At 35.2% G+C, this 22,588-nt stretch carries 19 protein-coding genes; 12 read left to right on the forward strand and 7 right to left on the reverse strand.

Annotated features, from left to right (window positions below; genetic code table 11):
* Nucleotides 1-69: 69 nt before the first annotated feature.
* From B0A66_RS11070 to B0A66_RS11080, 3 genes are all read left to right on the forward strand, one after another.
* A complete protein-coding gene (locus tag B0A66_RS11070; RefSeq protein WP_089049903.1) occupies nucleotides 70-1,275 on the forward strand; it encodes a hypothetical protein in 1,206 nt (401 codons plus the stop codon).
* 230 nt (nucleotides 1,276-1,505) lie between these two features.
* The gene (locus B0A66_RS11075; RefSeq protein WP_089049904.1) at nucleotides 1,506-1,847 is read left to right on the forward strand and encodes a T9SS type A sorting domain-containing protein; all 342 of its coding nucleotides are present in this window, start codon (nucleotides 1,506-1,508) and stop codon (nucleotides 1,845-1,847) included.
* A 97-nt stretch (nucleotides 1,848-1,944) separates the two neighbouring features.
* On the forward strand, nucleotides 1,945-2,925 hold the full coding sequence (locus B0A66_RS11080; RefSeq protein ID WP_089049905.1) for a LuxE/PaaK family acyltransferase: 981 nt from the start codon (nucleotides 1,945-1,947) through the stop codon (nucleotides 2,923-2,925).
* Nucleotides 2,926-3,368: 443 nt separating this feature from the next.
* Here the strand turns inward: B0A66_RS11080 and tyrS are convergent, their stop codons facing one another.
* Nucleotides 3,369-4,664, reverse strand: coding sequence for a tyrosine--tRNA ligase (tyrS, locus tag B0A66_RS11090; RefSeq protein WP_089049907.1), 1,296 nt, complete (start codon nucleotides 4,662-4,664; stop codon nucleotides 3,369-3,371).
* A gap of 54 nt (nucleotides 4,665-4,718) precedes the next feature.
* Here tyrS and B0A66_RS23200 point away from each other — a divergent pair, with 54 nt between their 5' ends.
* Nucleotides 4,719-4,853 carry a hypothetical protein gene (locus B0A66_RS23200; protein WP_262490200.1) on the forward strand — a complete coding sequence of 45 codons (135 nt, stop codon included), beginning with the start codon at nucleotides 4,719-4,721 and terminating at the stop codon, nucleotides 4,851-4,853.
* Between the two features lie 243 nt (nucleotides 4,854-5,096).
* On the forward strand, nucleotides 5,097-6,098 hold the full coding sequence (locus B0A66_RS11095) for an NAD-dependent epimerase/dehydratase family protein (RefSeq protein WP_089049908.1): 1,002 nt from the start codon (nucleotides 5,097-5,099) through the stop codon (nucleotides 6,096-6,098).
* Nucleotide 6,099: 1 nt separating this feature from the next.
* On the opposite strand, the gene B0A66_RS11100 is transcribed toward B0A66_RS11095, so the two are convergent.
* The 3 genes from B0A66_RS11100 to B0A66_RS11110 are packed head-to-tail and all read right to left on the reverse strand — an operon-like array spanning nucleotide 6,100 to nucleotide 8,696.
* Nucleotides 6,100-6,612 carry a DUF4296 domain-containing protein gene (locus tag B0A66_RS11100; protein WP_089049920.1) on the reverse strand — a complete coding sequence of 171 codons (513 nt, stop codon included), beginning with the start codon at nucleotides 6,610-6,612 and terminating at the stop codon, nucleotides 6,100-6,102.
* Between the two features lie 7 nt (nucleotides 6,613-6,619).
* The gene (locus B0A66_RS11105) at nucleotides 6,620-7,960 is read right to left on the reverse strand and encodes a dihydroorotase (protein ID WP_089049909.1); all 1,341 of its coding nucleotides are present in this window, start codon (nucleotides 7,958-7,960) and stop codon (nucleotides 6,620-6,622) included.
* Nucleotides 7,961-7,970: 10 nt separating this feature from the next.
* Nucleotides 7,971-8,696 (reverse strand): polyprenol monophosphomannose synthase, encoded by a 726-nt coding sequence (locus B0A66_RS11110; RefSeq protein WP_089049921.1) that lies wholly within the window; start codon nucleotides 8,694-8,696, stop codon nucleotides 7,971-7,973.
* Nucleotides 8,697-8,801: 105 nt separating this feature from the next.
* On the opposite strand from B0A66_RS11110, the gene B0A66_RS11115 reads away from it, so the two are divergent.
* From B0A66_RS11115 to B0A66_RS11125, 3 genes are all read left to right on the forward strand, one after another.
* On the forward strand, nucleotides 8,802-9,470 hold the full coding sequence (locus tag B0A66_RS11115; RefSeq protein WP_089049910.1) for a DUF4271 domain-containing protein: 669 nt from the start codon (nucleotides 8,802-8,804) through the stop codon (nucleotides 9,468-9,470).
* Nucleotides 9,471-9,484: 14 nt separating this feature from the next.
* Nucleotides 9,485-10,234, forward strand: coding sequence for a uroporphyrinogen-III synthase (locus B0A66_RS11120; protein WP_089049911.1), 750 nt, complete (start codon nucleotides 9,485-9,487; stop codon nucleotides 10,232-10,234).
* A gap of 157 nt (nucleotides 10,235-10,391) precedes the next feature.
* The gene (locus B0A66_RS11125) at nucleotides 10,392-10,862 is read left to right on the forward strand and encodes an Lrp/AsnC family transcriptional regulator (RefSeq protein ID WP_035681816.1); all 471 of its coding nucleotides are present in this window, start codon (nucleotides 10,392-10,394) and stop codon (nucleotides 10,860-10,862) included.
* A gap of 184 nt (nucleotides 10,863-11,046) precedes the next feature.
* On the opposite strand, the gene B0A66_RS11130 is transcribed toward B0A66_RS11125, so the two are convergent.
* The 3 genes from B0A66_RS11130 to B0A66_RS11140 form a co-directional block, all read right to left on the reverse strand.
* Nucleotides 11,047-11,733 carry a zinc metallopeptidase gene (locus B0A66_RS11130; protein WP_089049912.1) on the reverse strand — a complete coding sequence of 229 codons (687 nt, stop codon included), beginning with the start codon at nucleotides 11,731-11,733 and terminating at the stop codon, nucleotides 11,047-11,049.
* A 92-nt stretch (nucleotides 11,734-11,825) separates the two neighbouring features.
* A complete protein-coding gene (locus tag B0A66_RS11135; RefSeq protein WP_089049913.1) occupies nucleotides 11,826-12,464 on the reverse strand; it encodes a response regulator in 639 nt (212 codons plus the stop codon).
* Complete coding sequence (locus tag B0A66_RS11140) at nucleotides 12,457-14,466, reverse strand: ATP-binding protein (RefSeq protein WP_089049914.1); 2,010 nt, start codon at nucleotides 14,464-14,466, stop codon at nucleotides 12,457-12,459. Before B0A66_RS11140 ends, B0A66_RS11135 begins: the two co-directional genes overlap by 8 nt.
* Before the next feature lie 165 nt (nucleotides 14,467-14,631).
* Here B0A66_RS11140 and B0A66_RS11145 point away from each other — a divergent pair, with 165 nt between their 5' ends.
* From B0A66_RS11145 to B0A66_RS22720, 4 genes are all read left to right on the forward strand, one after another.
* A complete protein-coding gene (locus B0A66_RS11145; protein WP_089049915.1) occupies nucleotides 14,632-15,018 on the forward strand; it encodes an MmpS family transport accessory protein in 387 nt (128 codons plus the stop codon).
* A 383-nt stretch (nucleotides 15,019-15,401) separates the two neighbouring features.
* Entirely contained in the window at nucleotides 15,402-15,890 is a 489-nt protein-coding gene (locus tag B0A66_RS11150; RefSeq protein WP_089049916.1) for a T9SS type A sorting domain-containing protein, read from the forward strand.
* A gap of 7 nt (nucleotides 15,891-15,897) precedes the next feature.
* Complete coding sequence (locus B0A66_RS11155; RefSeq protein ID WP_089049917.1) at nucleotides 15,898-16,362, forward strand: SpvB/TcaC N-terminal domain-containing protein; 465 nt, start codon at nucleotides 15,898-15,900, stop codon at nucleotides 16,360-16,362.
* 216 nt (nucleotides 16,363-16,578) lie between these two features.
* Nucleotides 16,579-22,464: an RHS repeat-associated core domain-containing protein gene (locus B0A66_RS22720; RefSeq protein ID WP_123868233.1), complete on the forward strand. Its 5,886-nt coding sequence runs from the start codon at nucleotides 16,579-16,581 to the stop codon at nucleotides 22,462-22,464.
* Nucleotides 22,465-22,588: the final 124 nt, after the last annotated feature.

The raw sequence follows: 22,588 nt of genomic DNA on the forward strand, positions 1-22,588 counted from the left end.
CAACAGCTTAACGTTGATTCGGTCTTAAGTTCTCAACTTTGCATAAACACAAACTAATTAAAAAAAGTAATGAAAAACACAATTTCAAAAATTTTCGGTTTAGCGGCACTATCGCTTGTAACACTTACAACATCTTGCTCTAGCGACAACAATGACGAACCAGTAGTTGAAGTACCATCTTCTACATTCGTGGTAAACAGAGACAATCTTCAAGGAGAGATTAAAGATGGAGAAGTTATTTTAGAATCTGGAATTTACAAACTTACAGGAAAATTAGTAGTTAATGCTGGTGCAAAACTTACTATCAAAGCCGGAGTAACTGTTGAAGCTACTACATTAGACATAACAAAACTTGAGTCTATCAGATATATCGCAATTTCTCAAGGTGGAAAAATCGACGTTCAAGGAACAGCTACAACTCCTGTTGTTTTTACAGCTACAGATAAAAAACCAGCCGCTTGGGGTGGTTTAGTAATCTGTGGAAAAGCTCCAATCAACAAAGGAACAACTGCTCAAGCTGAAGTTTCTGACTTAGCTTACGGTGGAACTGATGCTGCTGATAACTCTGGATCAATTAAATATTTAAGAATCGAATATCCTGGTTACGCTTACACTGCTGATAAAGAATTCAACGGACTTTCTTTATTTGGAGTTGGAAAAGGAACTGTTATTGATTACGTTCAAATTTTCGAAAGCTCTGATGACGGATTCGAGTGGTTCGGTGGAACTGTTGATGCAAAACACTTAGTAGTTTCTAACAAAGATGCTGCATTAGTAGGTGATGATTTATTTGACTGGACTGAAGGATGGAATGGAAATGGTGAAAACTGGTATGGAATCAGAACAAACGCTGGTAACAGAGGTATCGAAGCTGATAACAATTCTAACAACCACTTAGCTACTCCAATTTCTTTCCCAACAATTAAAAACATAACTTTAATTGGTTTTGGTTCAAACGATACAAGTTCAGAGTCTCAAGCTTTCAAATTAAGAGTTGGAACTAAAGGTAAGTTTGACAACGTTGTATTAAAAGGATGGAAAGTTGGTTTTGATGTTCAACACACTGAAACTGTTGGATATATTGGAACTGATTTAATCGCAACTAATGTTTCTTTCGAAGATGTAACTTCAAAAGCTGTAGCTAAAAATACAGATAATACAACTTTAGCTGAAGCTGACGCTTTTAAAGTTTTCACAGAAAAAGCTGATGCAACTGGAGCTGGAAACGGTTCAGGAGTTCCTACTTGGGCTCAAGGATGGACAAAAGGTCTATAATCTAAAAGACAGCAACATATTATAATAAGAAACACTCTAATTTTTAGAGTGTTTCTTTTTTTTGCTTAAAAAGTAAAAGTTTAAGATTGGCTCTTAGCCCGCTATTATTGACATTACGCTAATCCACTCGAAAACAAAATGTTAAAAACATCCTAAAAACTCAGGATGTTTTTTTTTGGTGCAATTTTTGTAATTTTTTTTTATTATATTTACTATTCTAAAATTTCGCGATGGCAAAAAACTACTTTTATACAATACTCTTACTGGCTTTTTTATTTACAACTGGGACTTATGCTCAGGATAGTAAACAATCGTCAAAACCTCAGGAAGTAATTGCTACTATTGAGGGACTTAGCTTGTATCCTAACCCCGTTACAAACGGCAAAGTATATATTTCATCCCGAAATGATTTAGAAAAAGAAATTGTTGTCTTTGACCTTTTAGGGAAAAAAGTGCTTCAGGCTCATTTAACTTCAAAAGAATTAAACGTTGCTGATTTGACTCCGGGTGTTTACATCATTAAAATAACAGAAGAAAACACCACAGCAACACGAAAATTGATCATCCGATAAAATCGAAATAAATACACCATAAGCCTCAAAGAAATTTGAGGCTTTTTTTATTGCTTTTACGTGCTGCAATTATTTATATCTTTGCACAAAAAAAGTTTTGATTACAGCCAACGATATATTTACGATTTCAAGTCAAAAGCAATTTGAAAAAATAGCCCTTAAAGTTTTTCGTTTTCAACACGAGAATAACGTGGTATATCGTGATTTCTGTAATTTTTTAAAAGTTAATCCGCAAGAAGTAAAATCACTACAGCAAATTCCATTTTTACCAATACAGTTTTTCAAAAGTCACGAAGTTGTTTCTAATTCAGATCTTCCACAGGTTACTTTTACCAGCAGTGGTACAACCGGAATGGTTACCAGCCGCCATTTAGTTACAGATGTGTCACTTTATGAGGATAGTTATCGTAACGGATTTTCTCAGTTTTATGGCAATATCGAAGATTACGTTGTTTTAGCCCTTTTACCGTCTTATCTTGAACGAGATGGGTCTTCGCTTATTTATATGGTCGAAGATCTTATAAAGTTATCTAATCAGGCAGAGAGCGGGTTTTATTTGCACAATCACGACGACTTAATTAAAAAATTAACGGCTCTTGATGAAGCAGGTCAAAATGTAATTCTGATTGGCGTAACTTATGCTTTGTTGGATTTGATTGAAAAACATCAATTCAACCTTCAAAACACCATTATTATGGAAACAGGAGGAATGAAAGGCAAACGTAAAGAAATGATTCGCGAGGAATTGCACGAACAACTTTGCCAAGGTTTTGGCGTATCTGCGATTCATTCAGAATATGGCATGACCGAATTACTTGCGCAAGCGTATTCTCTTGGAGAAGGCGTATTCGAATGTCCTTCCTGGATGCATATTCTTGTTCGTGATCCGGAAGACGCTTTGACTTATGTAAAAGATGGAAAAACAGGCGGAATAAATGTGATTGATTTAGCTAATATAAATTCTTGCTCCTTTATTGCCACACAAGATTTAGGCAAAAAAAATCCCAACAACTCTTTCGAGGTATTGGGACGTTTTGATAATTCTGATATTCGTGGTTGTAATCTAATGGTTCTTTAAGTTTTGTTGATTCGTTGATTTGTTTAATCGTTAATTTGATGATTTGCTTAATCGGTTAATCGTTGATTGGGTTAATCGCTGATTTGTTTAATCGATTAACTTAGTATTACAAATGCAATCATAATAATAAAACTCAAAACAGGTAATAAACTTATACTACCCCAAAGCAGTTTTGTTTTCCAATTGTAATTTTCTTTTGAAACAAAAATAGCATTTAGTATTCCACACACAAAAGAAAACAAAACAAGAATATAATTGGACATCCATAAAAAATGATATAGAATTCTAAACTCATGAAATCTATATCTTCCAGAGATATAACCGAAAATCATTCCTGCTATAAAAATTCCACATATAATTAACGCTCTCTTTTGCAACTTATTAAATCGAATATTATCCATTAAGATTCCAACAATCGATTAAACGACAAAACAAATAATCGATTAAACAACTCTAATCACGAAATAATTCTTCTTTCCACTTTGTAACAACACAAACTGATTGTTGATTAAATCATTTGCTGTTAATACAAAATCTTCTTTTATCTTTTCTCTGTTTACAGAAATTGAATTTGCTGTTAAGGCACGTCTTGCTTCTCCGTTTGATTTAAAGAAACCTGTTTTTTCGTTTAAAACAGTAATAATATCCAATCCGTTCTCTAAGTCTGCTTTTGCAATTTCTGCCTGAGGAACACCATCAAAAACTTCTAAAAAAGTAGTCTCATCTAATTTCTTCAAGTCATCTGCAGTAGAATTTCCGAACAAAATATTAGAAGCCTGAATTGCTTTTTCCAGTTCCTCTTCAGAGTGAACAAAAATTGTAATTTCTTCTGCCAATTTCTTTTGCAAAACTCTTAAATGTGGTGCTGCTTTATGTTCTTCTATTAAAGCATCAATCGCGTCTTTATCTAAAAAAGTAAAGATTTTGATGTATTTCTCTGCATCAACATCTGTTGAGTTTACCCAAAACTGGTAAAATTTGTATACTGAAGTTTTATCAGCATCTAACCAAACATTTCCTCCTTCAGATTTTCCGAATTTAGATCCGTCTGCTTTTGTAATTAATGGCGTTGTCAATGCAAAAGCTTTTGCTCCTTCTCCACCCATTCTGCGCACTAATTCAGTTCCTGTGGTAATATTTCCCCACTGATCAGAACCTCCCATTTGTAAAACGCAGTTGTTGTTTTTATATAAATGATAAAAATCGTATCCTTGAATCAACTGATAAGTAAACTCTGTAAAAGACATTCCTTCGCCTTCTCCGGCAAATCTCTTTTTCACAGAATCCTTAGCCATCATATAATTTACGGTGATACGTTTTCCAACTTCACGAGCAAAATCGATAAACGAGAATTCTTTCATCCAGTCATAGTTGTTTACCATAACCGGAGCATTTGTATCTTTTGAATTAAAATCTAAGAAACGGGATAATACGCTTTTAATACCTGCAACGTTTTTAGCCAACGTTTCTTCGTTCAGCAAATTTCTTTCGTCAGATTTACCAGATGGATCACCAATCATTCCGGTTGCACCACCAACCAAAGCAATAGGCTGATGACCAAAATTCTTTAAATGAACCAATAAAATGATCTGAACCATACTACCAATATGTAGTGAATCTGCCGTTGGATCAAAACCTATATATGCCGTTGTTACTTCTTTCAGCAATTGTTCTTCCGTTCCTGGCATGCTATCGTGATATAACCCGCGCCACTTTAATTCTTCAACTAGATTCTTCATTTTTAAAATAATTTGTGCAAATGTAATCAATGTCAATATCAATATCAAAAAGCAATGGAAATTTCAATGACAATGGCAATAGCAATGGCAAAAAACAATAGCAATATCAAAAAGCAATGGCAATGGCAATGGCAATATGCAATGTCAATGGCAATGGCAATATGCAATGTCAATGTCAAAAAACAATAACAATATCAATATGAAAAGCAATAACAACTTCAATACGCAAAAAGTATAACAAAAGTGATTCAAATCACATTCCTAGGTATAATCAGACTAAGACCATGTTGTTTGCAGCTCAGCAACTTTATAACTTTATAAAAACCTTTGCACCTTTGTAACTCAGAACCTTTGTAGCTTTACAAAAAAAACCTTTGCAACTTTGCAACTCTACTAACTTTGTAACTTTACAAAAAACCTTATCTTTACAAAATGATATTAGTAACAGGAGGAACTGGTTTAGTGGGTGCGCATTTATTACTTCATTTAGTTGAAAATGGAGAAAATGTTCGGGCAATATACCGCAGCCAAAATAATATTCAAAAAACTAAATCTATTTTTGAACTTTATAAAAAAGGAGATTTATTTCAAAAGATCTCTTGGTTTGAAGCTGACATCCTTGACATTCCTGCCCTCGAAATTGCCTTTACCGATATTGAATATGTTTATCACTGCGCTGCGTTAATTTCTTTTGATCCGAAAGATGAAGATAAACTACGAAAAACAAATATTGAAGGAACGGCCAATATGGTTAATTTTTCGATTGCTTACGGCATAAAGAAATTTTGCTTTGTAAGTTCTATTGCCGCTTTGGGCGATTTAGCAGCTCACGAAACTTCTATAACGGAAAAAACTGAATGGAATCCCGAAAAACCGCACAGTGATTACGCCATTTCTAAATATGGTGCGGAAATGGAGGTTTGGCGTGGACTTCAGGAAGGTTTGGATGTTATTATCATTAATCCGGGTGTTATTCTGGGGCCAATTCCTACTGCAAAAATCTGTGCACAAGGAAGTGCTGAACTTTATACAAAAGTCGCAAACGGACTTTCGTTTTATACCTTAGGAAGTACTGGTTTTATTTCTGTAACAGATGTGATCAGGATTGCATTTGAATTAATGAAAAGCGATATTAAAAATGAACGCTTTACTTTAATCGCAGATAACATTGTTTTTAAAGATATTCTAAACACTATAGCCGAAGCTTTGAAAGTAAAAAAACCAAACATTCATGCAAAACCTTTATTCATGAATTTTCTATGGATTGCTGACGGGATATTTTCTACATTATTTTTTCAGAAAAGACGTTTAACGAAAGCAACTGCAAAAGCTTCTTATTCTAACAATCTGTATTCTAATGAAAAAATAAAAACCGCTCTGGGAACGGTTTTTTTAGATGTACATCAATACATAAAAGATATATCGAGGTTTTAACCTATTTTTTCTTAGCACCAAATCCTCTTCTTTTTCTTAAAGAATCAGTCAGTACTTTTCTTATTGAATCTTCTTTCGTTAATTTTACTGCTGTCGGTTTTGCAGGAGAAGCTGCTTTTATACTATCTTTCTTTTTCTTGCTTTCTTTTGCAGCCTTCTTCTTCTCTTCGATTTTTACTAAAGTATCTGCCTTTTTTTGCTCTTTTTCTAAGCGGTGCGAAATCTCGTCAAACATATCTTTGTACGTCTCGTAATTAGAAGCATAATAGATGTTGCTTTGCGCGAATTGCAAACTGTCCACTTTATATTTTTGCAGCACAAATCTTTTTGTACTGGTATCATTTGAGTCCAGCGAAAGAGGATTGTTATATTTTATAGCTTCCAGCAAAGCTAAATCGCACATAATATCAACCATTTTTCCTCTTTCTATAAGTTTCTTAGGCTCATGAATAAGCTCCTTTTTACAACTTACAGCAAGAAACAAAACCAATATTACGATTAAAAAGTTCTTCATTTCTGTTTTATCTATCAAATAATAATCTCTTTCCTTTGCGAATGTCTTTTACCTTAAAATTATTATAAACCAACTCACCATTTACAAACGTATGTGTGATTCTTGATTTAAAAGTATAATTTTCAAAAGGAGACCAACCGCATTTAGACAGAATATTTTCCGGCTTAACACTCCATGGTAAACTTGGATTTACAATTACTAAATCGGCAAAGTAACCTTCTTTAATAAAACCTCTTTTCTCAATTTTGAAAATCTTTGCCGGATTGTGACACATTTTCTCTACAATCTTCTCCACTGTAATTTTACCTTGGTGATGTGCTTCAAACAAAGCAACAACAGCATGTTGTACTAACGGTCCTCCAGAAGGAGCATTAAGATACGACTGGCTTTTTTCTTCTTTTGTATGAGGTGCGTGATCTGTTGCAATAACATCTATACGCCCGTCATTTAAAGCTTTCCAAAGTTCTTTTCTGTCGTCAGCAGTTTTAACAGCAGGATTCCATTTTATGAAATTGCCTTTTGTTTTATAATCTTCATCTGTAAACCAAAGATGGTGTACACAAACCTCTGCGGTAATTTTTTTATCTTCTAATGGAATTTTATTGGTAAAAAGTTCCATTTCTTTTGCTGTCGAAAGATGAAAGATATGCAAGCGCGCTCCTGTTTTCTTTGCCAGCGCCACCGCTTTTGATGATGAAATATAACATGCCTCGGCACTGCGGATCAAATGATGTGCTGTTACAGGAACATCATCACCATATTGCTCTTTGAAGGTAGCCAGGTTATTTTTTATTGTTGTTTCATCTTCACAATGAACTGCAATTAACATTGGAGTACTTGAAAATATTTTCTCTAAAGTTGCTTCGTTATCAACCAGCATGTTTCCTGTCGAAGAACCTAAAAAGATTTTTATTCCCGCAACGTTTTTCGGATTCGTTTTTAGAACTTCTTCAAGGTTATCATTGGTTGCTCCCATCATGAACGAATAATTCGCAAATGATTTTACAGCAGCTATTTGATATTTTTCTTCTAAAATTTCCTGAGTAACGGCATTTGGAACTGTATTCGGCTGCTCGATAAAAGAGGTAATACCGCCGGCAACAGCAGCACGTGATTCTGATTCGATATCGCCTTTGTGTGTTAATCCCGGTTCTCTAAAATGCACTTGATCGTCAATAGCACCCGGAATCAAATAATTCCCTTCGGCATCAATAACAATACAATCTGAAGTTTTTAGGCTTATGCTATCTGAAATCTCAACAATTAAGTCGTTTTCAACCAGGACATCTCCTTCAAAAATAGATCCTTCGTTTACAATTTTAGCATTTTTAATTAAAATCCTATTCATCGTTATGGGTTTATAATGTATTGACTAATTTTTTTAATCGAAGTGAAATCACACCAAGAATAGCTTCTTTTATAATGGCATTACTCATTTTTGAGACACCTTTAGTTCTATCTGTAAAAATGATTGGAACTTCGGTAATATTAAATTTTGCGCAATAGGTTCTGTATTTCATTTCAATCTGAAACGCATAACCAACAAATTTTATTTTATGAAGTCCTATCTTTTCTAAGACTTCTCTTCTATAACAAACAAAACCCGCTGTAGCATCATGAATTTTCATTCCCGTGATAAATTTCACGTATACCGAAGCAAAGTAAGACATCAACACACGGCTTAAAGGCCAGTTTACAACATTTACGCCTGTTACATAACGGGAACCAATCGCTAAATCAGCTCCTCCAAAATGACAGGCATCAAATAATTTTTCAAGATCGTTTGGATTGTGTGAAAAATCAGCATCCATCTCGAAAATATAATTATACTGACGCTCCAATGCCCATTTAAAACCGTGAACATAAGCCGTTCCCAATCCTGCTTTTTTAGCTCTTTTTTCTAAAAATAATCTATCAGGAAATTCTTCCTGCAACGCAACTACTTTATCTGCAGTATGGTCCGGAGAATTATCATCAATAATTAACAGATGAAAGGGTTTATGTTGAGAAAGAACAGCTCTAACTATACTTTCTATGTTCTCAATTTCGTTATAGGTGGGAATTATGACAATACAATCATTCATTTTTTTGCGTAATTTCATGGCAAAAGTAAACTTTTTATGCCATTTGATTCATAATAAATCTATAATAAAAGTATTGACACAAAAAATTACTAATTTTGTACCGCTATGATAGAACACCTTAATCCCCGAATTATCGAGAACAAAGACTGGGCAACATTTTTATTTGTGTTGGCCTTTGCTCTTATTGCTATTACAAAATCAGCATACGAAACGAGATTTAGCGAGTTTAGCAGATTAATTGTTTCTGATAAATACGCCAAAATTTATCGTGACACCAGCAATCTGAAAGGAAGTTTTATTGTTGGATTATTTTTTGTGCAGATTATCTCTTTTTCTTTTTTCATTTTAATGATTATGCATGCTTTTGGGTATGCCGAAAAAACAGATTGGGTTCTATTTATTCAAATCGCGACTTTCCTTCTTTATTTTATTCTGGCGAAATATTTATTAGAAAAAATTGTGGCCACTTCTTTCAATATTGAAGAATTTATCGACACTCTTAACCTTCAAAAGGCAACATACAGAACTTACATAGGTGTATTAATCCTTCCTTTTAATGCAATTTTGTTTTATCACGACGGTATTCCAAAAAGTGTACTGCTTGTAATCATTGGTATTGCGCTTTGTATAAGTCTATTCTCATACTTTATTTCAATTAAAACGCATCAAAATATAATATTGAGCAAGTTATTTTATTTTATTTTATATCTTTGCGCTCTTGAAATAGCCCCTTATTATTTCATATATTATTGGATAAGTAAAGAGGTGGCTTAGTAAATGTTTATAATATGAAAGTGAAAACAATTTTGGTGTCACAGCCTGAACCTAAAGTGGAAAATTCTCCTTACTTTGAGCTCCAACAAAAACACAAAATAAAAATTGATTTCAGACCATTTATTCATGTGGAAGGGGTTAACGCAAAAGAGATTAGATTACAAAAAATTGATCTAAATCATTACACTGCGATTATTTTGACAAGCCGTAATGCGGTAGATCATTTTTTCAGAGTAGCCGATGAAATGCGCTACAAAGTTCCTGAAGGACTGAAATATTTTTGTCAATCAGAAGCCGTTGCGTTTTACCTGCAAAAATATGTAGTCTACAGAAAACGTAAAATTTACGTTGGAGCAAAAGATTTTGCTGATTTATCTCCTTTGATCAAAAAGTACAAAGACGAAAAATTCCTGCTTCCTGCATCTGATCAATTAAATGCTGACGCTCCTGTAACTTTGAATGGCTTAAAAGTAGATTGGACTCAAGCGGTTTTTTACAAAACAGTAATGAGTGACTTATCTGATTTAGCAGACGTTTATTATGATGTTCTGGCGTTTTTTAGCCCAACTGGAATTAAATCATTATTTAAAAACTTCCCTGATTTCAAACAAAACGAAACCAGAATTGCGGTTTTTGGAAGCACTACTCAAAAAGAGGCTTTAGATTACGGATTAAGAATTGATATTCTTGCACCAACACCTGAAACACCTTCGATGACAATGGCTTTAGAAAAATACATTAGCGAAGCAAACAAAGGAAAATAATCCTGTTTACAATATTCCCGATTTTTATCGGCACTAAAATTCCAAAATCTAACGACATACTGTTGGATTTTGGAATTTTTCTTTTTAAATCATTTTGATTACATTTGATTTACAACTAAAACCAAAAAACCAAAATTAGTTTCAAATTGCAATTCACATGAAAATCAACTCGCTCTTAATTGAAATCGACGGAATCGACAAAGAAATACTTCGCTATCTCATGGACGATGCCCGTAAACCTATTTTACAAATCGCCAATAAAATAGGAATCTCCGGAGCTGCTATTCATCAGCGTTTGAAAAAACTGGAACAATCCGGTGTTATATCGGGATCTAAATTTACTGTAAACCCAAAAGTACTAGGCTACAATACAATGGCATTCGTGGGCGTTTATCTCGATAAAGCTTCCCGAAATTCAGAAGCCGTAAAAGATTTAAAAAAAATACCCGAAGTTCTAGAATGTCATTACACAACCGGAAACTGGTCTGTTTTGATTAAAATTATTTGTCGCGATAACGAGCACTTAATGCAGCTTCTAAACACTAAAATACAAGCCATCGAAGGTGTATCAAGAACAGAAACTTTTATATCATTAGATCAGCAAATTGATAGGCAGATTCAACTATAGATTGTTAGATTGTTAGATTGTTGGACTACTTAGATTATTTTGATTGAAAAATTGAAGAATTAAAAGATTGAAAGATTTAACGAATAAACAGATAAACGATTCAACAACAAACAAAAAGCCCGATTAAAAAATCGGGCTTTTGTTTTAAATTGACTAATTATCTAATTAGCATATTATCTAATTCTTAATTCCTTCTGCTTCCAGAATAAATGGAAATATAATACAGCAGCGTTGCAATTGATCCTATGGCGGCAACAACATACGTTCTTGCAGCCCATTTTAATGCATCTTTAGCACCTGCCTGCTCTTCTTTTGTCAGCATGTGTTTATTTTCCAACCAGGCTAACGCTCTGTTACTCGCATCGTATTCTACTGGTAACGTTACAATCGTAAACAAAGTTGTCGCAGCAAAAATGATGATTCCGATTAGCAATAACTGAGGAAAAGCATTAATCATTAAAATCCCTGCAATTAAAATCCATTGTACATAATTAGAGGCAACACTTACGATTGGTACTAATTTAGAACGCAGCGTAAGCCATTCGTAACCTATTGAATGTTGTACCGCGTGACCACATTCGTGCGCCGCAACAGCAGCCGCAGCCGCATTACGATGATTGTAAACAGCTTCACTTAAATTTACGGTTTTATCAGACGGATTATAGTGATCGGTCAATTGACCCGGAGTCGAAATAACGCGAACATCTGTAATTCCGTTATCGGCTAGCATTTTTTCAGCAATTTCTGCGCCGCTCATTCCGTTTCTTAATTGCAATTTAGAGTATAATTCGAATTTACTTTTCAGCTTCGAACTGACCAGCCAGCTGAATAACATAATTGCTCCTGCAATAATTAAATAGTCTATTCTCATATCTTTAGTTTTATTTGATTGATTATTAAAGTTACAAAACAAACTACAATTTCTGAACCAAATTAAAAAAATGTCATTTTGGCATTCTGGATTTATGCGTTCAAAAGATTATTCTTTAAAAGAAAAGCCATCAATTCTGCTACATTTTTAGTTTTATACTTCTGAAGTATATTGCGTCGATGTGTCTGCACCGTCAAGAAGCTTAAAAATAATTCATCAGCAATTTCCTGAGTCGATTTACCTTTAGACAATAACATTACAATATCTTTTTCTCTTCTGCTCAGGCTCGGAATTCTTTCTAAATCTTCAGACTGAGGCTGACTAATTATTGCCTTTACCTCATCACTAAAAACGATTTCACCTTCAATTGCTTTATTTATGCAACGTTTAAATTCTTCAAAAGAGGCACTTTTTAGAATATAACCATTACCGCCATTCTGAATAAACTGCATTACCAGACTTCTTTCTGATTGGCTGCTCATTCCAATAATGACAATTTGAGGATACTTTTGCTTAATTGTTTTACAAAGATCCACCCCGTTTATTACAGGAAGAAAAATATCCATCAAAATTAAATCGACTTCATTTTCTTCAATATACTCTACCAATTTTACGCCAGATTGCAATTTACCCACAATCTCAACACTTTCTAAATCTGACAATAATCCCGAAATTCCCGAAATCACAATTGGATGATCGTCTACAATAATCGTTTTATATGCTTTATCCATTTGATGTTGCTTCTTTTTTTACTTTCAATTCAATATAAGCTGCTGTTCCGTTATTTGGTTCACTTTGAATTTCAACTTTTCCATGCAGAAAGTCAACGCGATTTCTGATATTTCGCAATCCCATTCCGCTATTATTTTTATCCAAAACATCAAAACCAATCCCATTATCTTCGACTGTGATATAGAAGGTCTCTTTATTTTGAGAACAGGAAACTAATATTTCTGTTGCCTCAGCATATTTTAAAGCATTATTCAATAATTCCTGAATAATACGGTAAATAACAATTTCATAATTTTTAGGAAGGTTTGGTTTTGGAATCAGATATTGAAACTCAATTTTAGTATTGGCATTAGAATTTCGCATACATAAATCCTGCAATGCATGTTCCAAACTCAATTTAAGCAAACTTTCCGGCATTAAGTTTTGAGAAATATTCCTTAATTCTTTAATCGAATTATCAAGTAATACATTGACATCTGTTGCGCTTAAGTTATTTTGGTTTTCTGCTAACTTCAAATGAATTTTCAATCCCGAAAGCATACTCCCTAATCCGTCATGCAAATCTCTCGCAATTCGTTTTCTTTCCACTTCTTCTCCTTCAATCAGCGCATTAGAAACGGATAATTTTTGCTGATTCTCAAGCACATCTAATTCTTGCTGGTAATTAATTTCTTTCTGAGCACTTAATTTCTTTTGATTGTTATTCAATATCCACAAAAATAAAACGGTAAGAAACAACAAAACAGACAACACCGCAAACAAAACAGAATTCAGTCGATTGTTATGCAGCATTAATGATGCTCTTTCGTTTTGCGACTGAAGCAAGGTGATCTTTTTCTCGTTCTCTGCTTTCTTAAACTTTGCTTCCAGTTCTACGATATCACTTTTAAACTTCGTATCATTCAAACTATCATTGATTACATTGTATTTATTGGCATAGAAGTATGCTTTATCGTAATCTTTAGTAGCATTGTAAACCTTAGACAATTCATTGAAATAGTTTTTCTGATCTACAATAAAAGGTGTTTTACTTAAAAGATATTCCAAATTTGCCTTTGCTTTTGCGTAATTCTTTAATTTGAATAAAACTTCATATTCAGCAAATTTCAATCGGTTTAAAGCAATCTGATTTTGATGTTTATCTGCTGATCGAATACCTTTTTCATAACTCTCTAATGCTGTTTCGTGTTTGTTTTGCTTAGCATAATAAATCCCTTCTGAATAATAATAAGAATCATTTAGGTTTGATTCGGGATGGTATTCTAATTTAGCATAGGCTTTATCCAGAACTTTCTTTGCGTCATAAAATCTTTTTAATTCTACCAGATTTTCTGCATTAATGATATACGTTTCTACCTTAGACTCAATTAAGGTTGGTGATCGTTTTGTTGCCACTTCTATGTAATATTGTGCATCACGCAGGTATTCACTCGCTTTTTGACGTTCGTTATTATTCATAAAAATAATAGCAACCGCTTTATACAAAGCGCTTATTAGTTCGTGATCTTTACTCTTTTTAGCAATAGGAATAGCCTCATGTACCAACAACTTCATGTAAGCCTTTTCATTGTTACTTCTTTGCTGCATGATGCCATAATTCTGAAGCACGATAGCACGTAGTCGATAAGCTTCTATATTATTGTACGCTTTCAGTTTTTCATTGGCTTCAAGCAGTGTTTTTTCGAAACCTTCAGCATCTCCTTTCTCCAAAAAACGAGATGAATTATAGTAAATTGATGCATCTACCAAAAATGGATATTTAGTTTTCAACTTATTGGCCTGCTCCAAATATTCCTTTGACTTTGTACCGTCCTGTACCATCAAATACAACTTAGACAATCTAAAACTGTAAATACTTTTAAGACTATCTGAATTTGTTTTTTTTGTAAGTGTAGCAATACTATCGATATAAACGGAATCATCATCTAAAGAGAGAATAACCTGTGAATAGGTTATGGCAGAGAAAAATAGAAAAAATAGAACTGGGTAAATTTTCTTCATGAATCGTGGTTTTTTCAAATTTATTAAAATTTAAATGTTACGAAAAGAAAAATTACATTTTTACCTGATATCAGGTAATACAAAATACACTTAATCAGGTATTGAACTTTCCTTAATAAGCTTCTAGTTTTGCTGAGAGAAATATTAATTTTTAAAAAACGTATTATGAAATCTATTTTTAAAACTTTAGCTATTGCATTGACTCTTGCTTTTACTGCAGTGTCTTGCAGCAGCGACAACGATAATGGTTCTGGATCAAGAGACGTTAAGTATGAAATAACCGGAAATTATAAAGGAAAACTTGGTGCTACTTATATGGAGTCTGGTAACGCCGGACAAAATGTAGATGTTACTACTTTACCTTGGACTAAAGAATTTAAAGCTTCTGGAGATACTACCGGAGCAGGAATTACTGTAAGTGGAAATGGTGGTGCTGAAAACGAAACTATAACAGTAAAAATTTATGTTGGTGGAAAAGTAGTAAAAGAAACTACTGCAAAAGCAACTAGCGACGGAATTATTATAGCAATTCCTGGTACTTACATATTTTAAAACATTTTTTTTAAGCCTTTGAATTTTATTTTATTTTGGAGAAAAGAGAAAGCTTCGGGTGATTCCGAAGCTTTTCTTTTTTATGCTTTTTTCTAACTCTAAGTAAACCTACACAAAAAACACTAGTAAACTAACATAGCATTTTTTTTAAAGACTTCTTACATTACAGAAACAAAGACATCAAGACCAAAAATTAACAACCTAATCATTTTATTGTAAATACCTTACCACTTTTTCTCCTATACAACAGGAAAAATACCACACACTAAAAAGCGAGATATAAATCTCGCTTTTTTTGTTAAAAAAATATTTTTAACATTCACCCTGTAGGAACTTGTAAATTAAAACTTATTTTTGTGATCCAACACACATATCTCAACTATATGAAGAAATATATACTTGTATTTTTACTTATTGGGTCGTTTACAAATGCTCAGGAAAAACTAACATTCGATTACGATACTGCCGGAAATCAAACGAACAGAATGTTAATCTGCATCAACTGCATCGATGTAATCACTGATGAATTAGAGGATAAAGGCAACGAGGAAGACCCAAAAGAAGATCCCAAAGATGATGATGAGAGCGAAGACAGCACTACAGAAGATCCTTCTAAAGAAACGGCTATTTCCTATTATCCCAACCCAGTTAAAGAAGAATTATTCATTGACCGGAGACAATTGTCTAATGAAAATCCCGTAACAACAATTGCTGTTTATTCCTTATCCGGTCAGGCGATAAAAACACAACCGATAGCCAATGGACAAAACGGCCTAACACTTCCGTTTAGCGAATATCCCGCAGGTGTCTACATTGTTTTGATTTCCCATAAAAACGGTGAAGACAAATCGATTAAAATTATGAAACAATAGATTGCGCATGAAGAAACTTTACTTTACAACCACCTTATTATTTTTAAACTTATTACTTACAGCACAAACAACGCCAGCAGGATCTTCTACAGAAGTTGGCGCAACCGAAGGCGCTCTTTCTGTTTCTTTATCCGGAGCTTCCAATTATATGCTTCCTATTGCTGTTCCGTCTGGTATCGACGGTGTAGCACCACAAATAGCGCTAGCCTATAATAGCAACAGCGGAATTACAGGAACGGCTGCACCAGGATGGAATATTTCAGGAGTATCGTCGATTACGCGTATTGCAGCTACAAAATTTCACGATGGTGTAATTGATGCGGTTGATTTTAATACTTTAGACCGATTTGCATTAGACGGACAACGTTTAATAGTAAAAAATGGCACAGACATTTACGGCGGAAACGGAACAGTGTACGAAACAGAATTTCATTCGAACGTTAAAATCACCTCTTACGGAACAAATCCTTAAGGAAAAAATTACGGCCCTGCTTATTTTGTTGTAGAATATCCCAACGGAACAAAAGCTTTTTACGGAAATTCTGCAGATTCCCGCTCTGTAAACGAATGGTCTATTACCAATTTTGATAATTTATCGGGAGTCCGTATTGCCTACAGCTACACTATTACGGATAATTCGTTATACCTAAACACCATAAAATATGGAAGCCGTTTAGACGAAACCCCTTTGAGTGAAATACGTTTTAGCTACAACAATGACAGGATTTTGTACAAAGAAGACCGCTTCATTGCGGGTGTACAAATAAAGAGAGAAAAAAGTTTATCAGAAATTAATGTGCTTGATAACGGAATCCCTCTAAGAAATTACAGCATTACAACAGACAAATATTCAATTCTTTCTGTAACCGAAAAAAATGGTGATCAGTCTAAAAGTTATAATCCGATTGTTTTTTCTTATCTGAACGATAATCAACCTCATGTGAGCTATTCTAAACTCAATGCCAAATTAAGTGTAGGTAAAATCGAAAGCCGTAATGCCGCAACCATTTCAGGTGATTTTGATGCCGACGGAAAAATGGATTTTATATTATACCCTACTTTTGGACCTGACAAAATGAAAAAGTTCTGGCTTTATACAGACTTACAATCCGGCAATACCAATCTGGGTTCTTCTCATGATGTTGGGCTTTTTGAAACTATTTTTACCTCTAACTGGTTAAGCTGGGACAATAAGGTAATGCAACAAGGCTGGACTATTGCTACCACCGATCCTGCTACTCAAATAACGACTTTAAGCACCTATGCCCTAAGCAGTATGAACACCATACTGCCGCAAGGCAGCAAATCGTTTAAATTTCCTGAATTTATATATTACTCTGAACATCCCAGTAGCTGTCTCCAACCTGACAGAGAACCGTTTGAACATTCATACCGTCCTTCCAGACGTTATGCCAATGGTGATTTCAACGGTGATGGATTAACAGACGTACTAGCAATTGAAGTAAAATTTACTTATTCGTATGATGGGCCTTGTGACACAAATGGAAATCTTGTGAGAGTAACTTCTACTAATCCGGGAGACACCTATTTCATGAATTTAGACAGAAGGCTAACTTCTAAGCATACCAATCATGCAGGGTCTCTTAATGTTTCTGAAACCAGTAAATTACTTGTGGCAGACTTTAACGGAGATGGAAAATCAGATATTTTTGTTATTGACGAGGGCTTTGTAAACATATATGGACTGGATGATAAAAACAAGCTGGTTTTATTATATAAAAACCAAACCGTCGATCCCGACATTAGCTTAAGCAAACCCATTTTAATAGGCGACTATAATGGTGACGGAAAATTCGAATTTATAACACCCAAAGCTTACGGAAGTGCAACTTTGTGTACCTATACTTCTGACGGCTTATCTTTACGCAAAGAAGAAAAACCTTTTAACCCTGATTTTAAAGCCAACGACGCTAATAATACTTATGACTATATTGCACTTGATTATGATAATGATCACCGAACTGATTTAATTTCTATTAGAAGCAGCACAAATCCAAACACAAAAAAAGGTGATCTATTTTTAAACGGGCACTCGAATTTAAACGGGGAGTTTCGCAATGCCGCAACATGGTCCTGTTATTCCAATAGTGATCCGGATATTAATAAATATGCGCTTCCTGTCTACCTGCCCCAGAACAGTTCTTACAATGGTGTTAGTCATGGTAGCAATAATTTCGAAATCGCTTTTATAAATAAAGACAAAATACACTTTTTCAATTCAGAAAAAAGATATGGAAAGAACAATCTGCTTGTTTCGGTAACAACAGGGAATGATATCAAAGAAACCATAAAGTATACGTCTTTAAATCCGAGATCTTACAGTACTTACCCGTACAACACAATATACACCCCGAGTACCGGAACAGAAAATTATCCGAATATCGATATGGTATGGGATGCCAATTTTATGGTGGTTTCTCAGATTGAAAAACAAAGTAAAGATGTTTTAAAGAAAAGACTGTTTGCCTATTACGGTGCGGTATCCAATTATGAGGGATTAGGGTTTCTAGGTTTTAGAGCAATTACACAGACCGAGTGGTTTGATCAGGATTCTAAAATGATATCGAATGTTTTGAAATTTGACATTAGTAAACGTGGTGCTCTTTTGGAGCGTTCCCAATTTCTCGGCTATCGTTCACCTGTGTCGTTCATGGACGATTACATTACCAAATCGGCATTTACGTATGAGAGTGATTTGCTTGCCAATAAGGTTTTTAAACTAAAAAATACGATTACAAAAGACTCCAATACACTCAACGGAACCACTACCGAAACGGTAAAGGTGTATGATGAAAACAGTAATGTAACGAATACCAAAACCACAATTCAGGAAGGAGCAACAGTGGCGCACACTACAAGTACAGCAGTTATTTATGAGCCTTTGCTGCAATCTCCTTATATTTTGGGCAGACCTCTGAGTAAAACCGTTACCAGTACAACACCCGGAAGTTCAATGACCAACAAAGAAGTCTATACCTATGGCGCGAATCAACTCGTTTCCAGTATTGACAGAAGTGCCGACGGAACTGCTGTTATTACAGAAAGCAGGGTTTATGATTCTTTTGGAAATACGATACAAAACACGATGAGTGATCCTGCTCCTTTAGCACCTAGAACGACACGTTATGAATATGATGCATCAGGAAGACATATTACCAAAATGATCGATACCGATGCGCTGGAAACCGTTTTTGTTTATAATCCGGACGGAACGCTTCAATCTGAAACAACACCATTTTCGGCTACTTCTTATACCTACGATTCGTGGTTTAAGCGTATAACGGCTACAAATGATAAACTCAACAAAACCATAACGACGACTTATACTAAAAATGCGGAAAAAACAATCGTTACCACCACAACCGACGCTTTAGACGGCAGTGCTACCGAAGAAACCTTTGATGATTTAGGACGCAAAATAAAATCCGGCGTGAAAAACCTCAATGGTGTATTCTCGTATATTTCGTATGAATATGACGTTCACGATCGCAATTACAAAGTGAGCGAACCTTATTTTGACGCATTGCCTTCGCAGTGGAATGAAGTAGAGTACGATGCTTACGGCAGGGTTACAAACAGCAAATCCTTTAATGGTAAATCGATTGCAACATCCTACTTGGGATTGACAAGTACTATTGTCGATGGGCAGAAAACCAAAACCATGACCAACAGTGCCAATGGTACTTTGAGCACGTTAAGTGAAACCCTTGGCGGAAGCATTACTTACAGTTATTTTGCCAATGGCAATTTAAAACAAGCCAGTTACAACGGCGTTAACATCGTAACAGAACAAGACGGCTGGGGACGAAGAACAAAACTGACCAACCCATCGTCCGGAACATTCACGTATGTTCACAATGACTTTGGTGAACTCACCACAGAGACAAGTCAAAACGGAGGTGTTGTCACTACGCTAAAACGAGACGAAGCGGGCAAAGTAATAAACAAAACCATTGTGGGAGCTGGTACCAACAGTGAAACTAATTATACGTATGATCCCGCTACCAAGTTGATTTTGCGTGTACAGTATGTCGATAAAAACGAACCGGTTGCTACAGGCACAACCATTACCACATTTGTTTACGACGACATCTTTAAACGCGTTACGAGCATAACAGAAGAAAAACTGAGTGTTACGAAATTTACAAGATCCTTTACCTATGATGGTTTGGGCAGAATCGATACCGAAACTAAAACAGCGGAGCTTAATGGAAAAGTAAGTACCGTTGTAACCAAAAATGTGTACAAAAACGGAGCGTTGTGGCAAATTGTAGACAATGCGACAAACAAAATACTTTGGCAGACCAATATTTTAAATGCCAAAGGTCAGATACGCGAGAGCGAAATGGGCAACGGCATTAAAATGACAAGCGAATTTGATGAAAATGGTTATTTATCGAAAATACAATACGATAAAACCACAGCACCAAGTGCCAACATTTTGACGCTCACGACTTCATTTGATAAAAACACAGATAATCTGACCAGCAGAAGCAACAGTGCTTTTAATAATTATACTGAAACATTTCAATATGATGAAATAGACCGTTTACAGGAATTCACCAATCGATTGGGTGAAAAAGAAACACAAACGTATGATCCCGCGGGAAAAATACTGACCAATAATTTAGGCACCTACAAATATGAGGATTCAAGGCCCTACCGCAACACCTTTATTGAGCTAAACGCCAATGCCCTGGACTATTACCAAAATAGAGGTGTTGTATTTTATGACGGCATGGAAAGCCAGACCGGATGGAGTACAAACAAATATTCATCGCGCGAAATAAAATTTGTTCCACTTGAAACCTCTGACGAAAAACATGCTTTGCAGTTAGAAACCGCCGGTAATGAAAAAAGAAACAGCGTTACAGCAGATAAAATCATTACGATCAACAATGAAGCAGCTACTAAATATGTGATTTCGGGCTGGGTAAAAACAACCCTGCCAAAAGCAGAAATACAGGTTTTAGAATATAAAAACAAGGAGAAAAAACCTTTCGTAACCGAAACCGTAAGCACCAAAAAAGCAGAAGAAATGGTCTTTTTAGAGAAAATGATCGAGATACCTGCCGAAGTGAAACAATTGAGAATTCGCGTGAATGTTATTGCAGGACAACTTGGCGAAGGCAGCGCTATTTTTGATGAAATTAGTATTCGCAAAGTAGGTAAAGGCGACGGAAAACAACGAAAACTAAGCGTTACCTACAATGCCTTTAAAAGCCCAATTGAGATTTCGGAAACGGGTATCGATAGAATAAGTTTTACTTATAACGAGGATAACCAGCGCAGTACCATGTATTACGGCAGTCTGGAAGACAAAGAACTAAGACCGCTTCGCAAGCATTATTCTGCTGACGGCAGTATGGAGATAAAAGAAAACCGAAGTACAGGAGCTCTGGAATTTGTAACTTTCATTGGAGGAAATGCCTACACAGCTCCGGTTGTTTCTAAAAGTGATGGTATCGATAAGTCTGAATATTTGTATTTGCACCGCGATTATCAGGGTTCTATTTTGGCAATAACAGACGCAAATGCTACCTTAGTCGAAAAACGTTTGTTTGATGCTTGGGGAAGCATTATAAAAGTCGAAGACGGCAAAGGGAATGAACTGCCGGAATTAACCATTTTAGACCGCGGTTATACGGGACACGAGCATTTGCAAAGTGTAGCGCTCATCAACATGAATGCGAGGCTTTACGACCCAATGCTGCACCGCTTTTTGCAAGTAGACAATTACATTCAGGATCCTACCAATACGCAAAACTTTAACCAGTACGGCTATGTATTAAACAATCCGTTGAAATACACTGATCCTAGTGGGAACAAGTTCAAACTTACTTTTAGCGACATTGTAGCGGGTCTTGAAATCGTAGCCGGTGCTATTATGGTAGCGGCATCCTCCGTTACTTATGGTGCTACTTATATTGCGAGTGCTTCTTTAATCGCAGCGGGCGGAGGACATTTTGCAGTTACCGCTGTCCAGTATAGCCAAACTAAAGACTGGGTTTCGGCATCGAATAATGCGGGGCTTACCTTTGGGATAAAATTTGATACGGATTTTGGGTATGATGGTGCTAAGGCTGATGTAAAAAATGGAGATTTTTACAGCAACAATAGCTACGAAAAAATAGCTGGAAAAACTAATGAGGTTGCAACCTCTACTGCGATATTTAGTGCGGGATTAGAAGCGTCAGGGAGAGCAGCGCCATATATGAAAGGAATAGGTAAAATTACAGGAAATATAGCACCTTTTGCCCAAGCTTCTTATAATACAATAAAAGTCATTAAGGGAGAAGCTAATGGTGGTATTTCTCCTCAATTATATAGTTACAGAATGATAGGAACAGGAGCGTCCTGGGGGGCTGGAACTGCAATTACAACTTGGGGGGCTGGCGGTGCGTATGCGGGACCTTATGGGGTTCTAGCAGGAATTGTGATTGGTGCTGGATTTGAAGGAATTGAATATTCATACAGCATTATTGCACCTCAAATACAAGAAAGTTTTAATCATTTTTTCAATGCTATAAATAGCGGAAATTTTGTAAAATAAATCCAAAAATTATGAACTTAACAATGAGTTTTTTGAATCAATTAAAAATGTTGGCAGATTTAATTATTCTGTCGCTTGCCTGTTTTCTCTTAATTTATTATTCTTGTTATTCTTGTTATTCTTG

This window comes from Flavobacterium hercynium, assembly GCF_002217285.1.
GTDB classification, from domain to species: Bacteria; Bacteroidota; Bacteroidia; order Flavobacteriales; family Flavobacteriaceae; genus Flavobacterium; species Flavobacterium hercynium.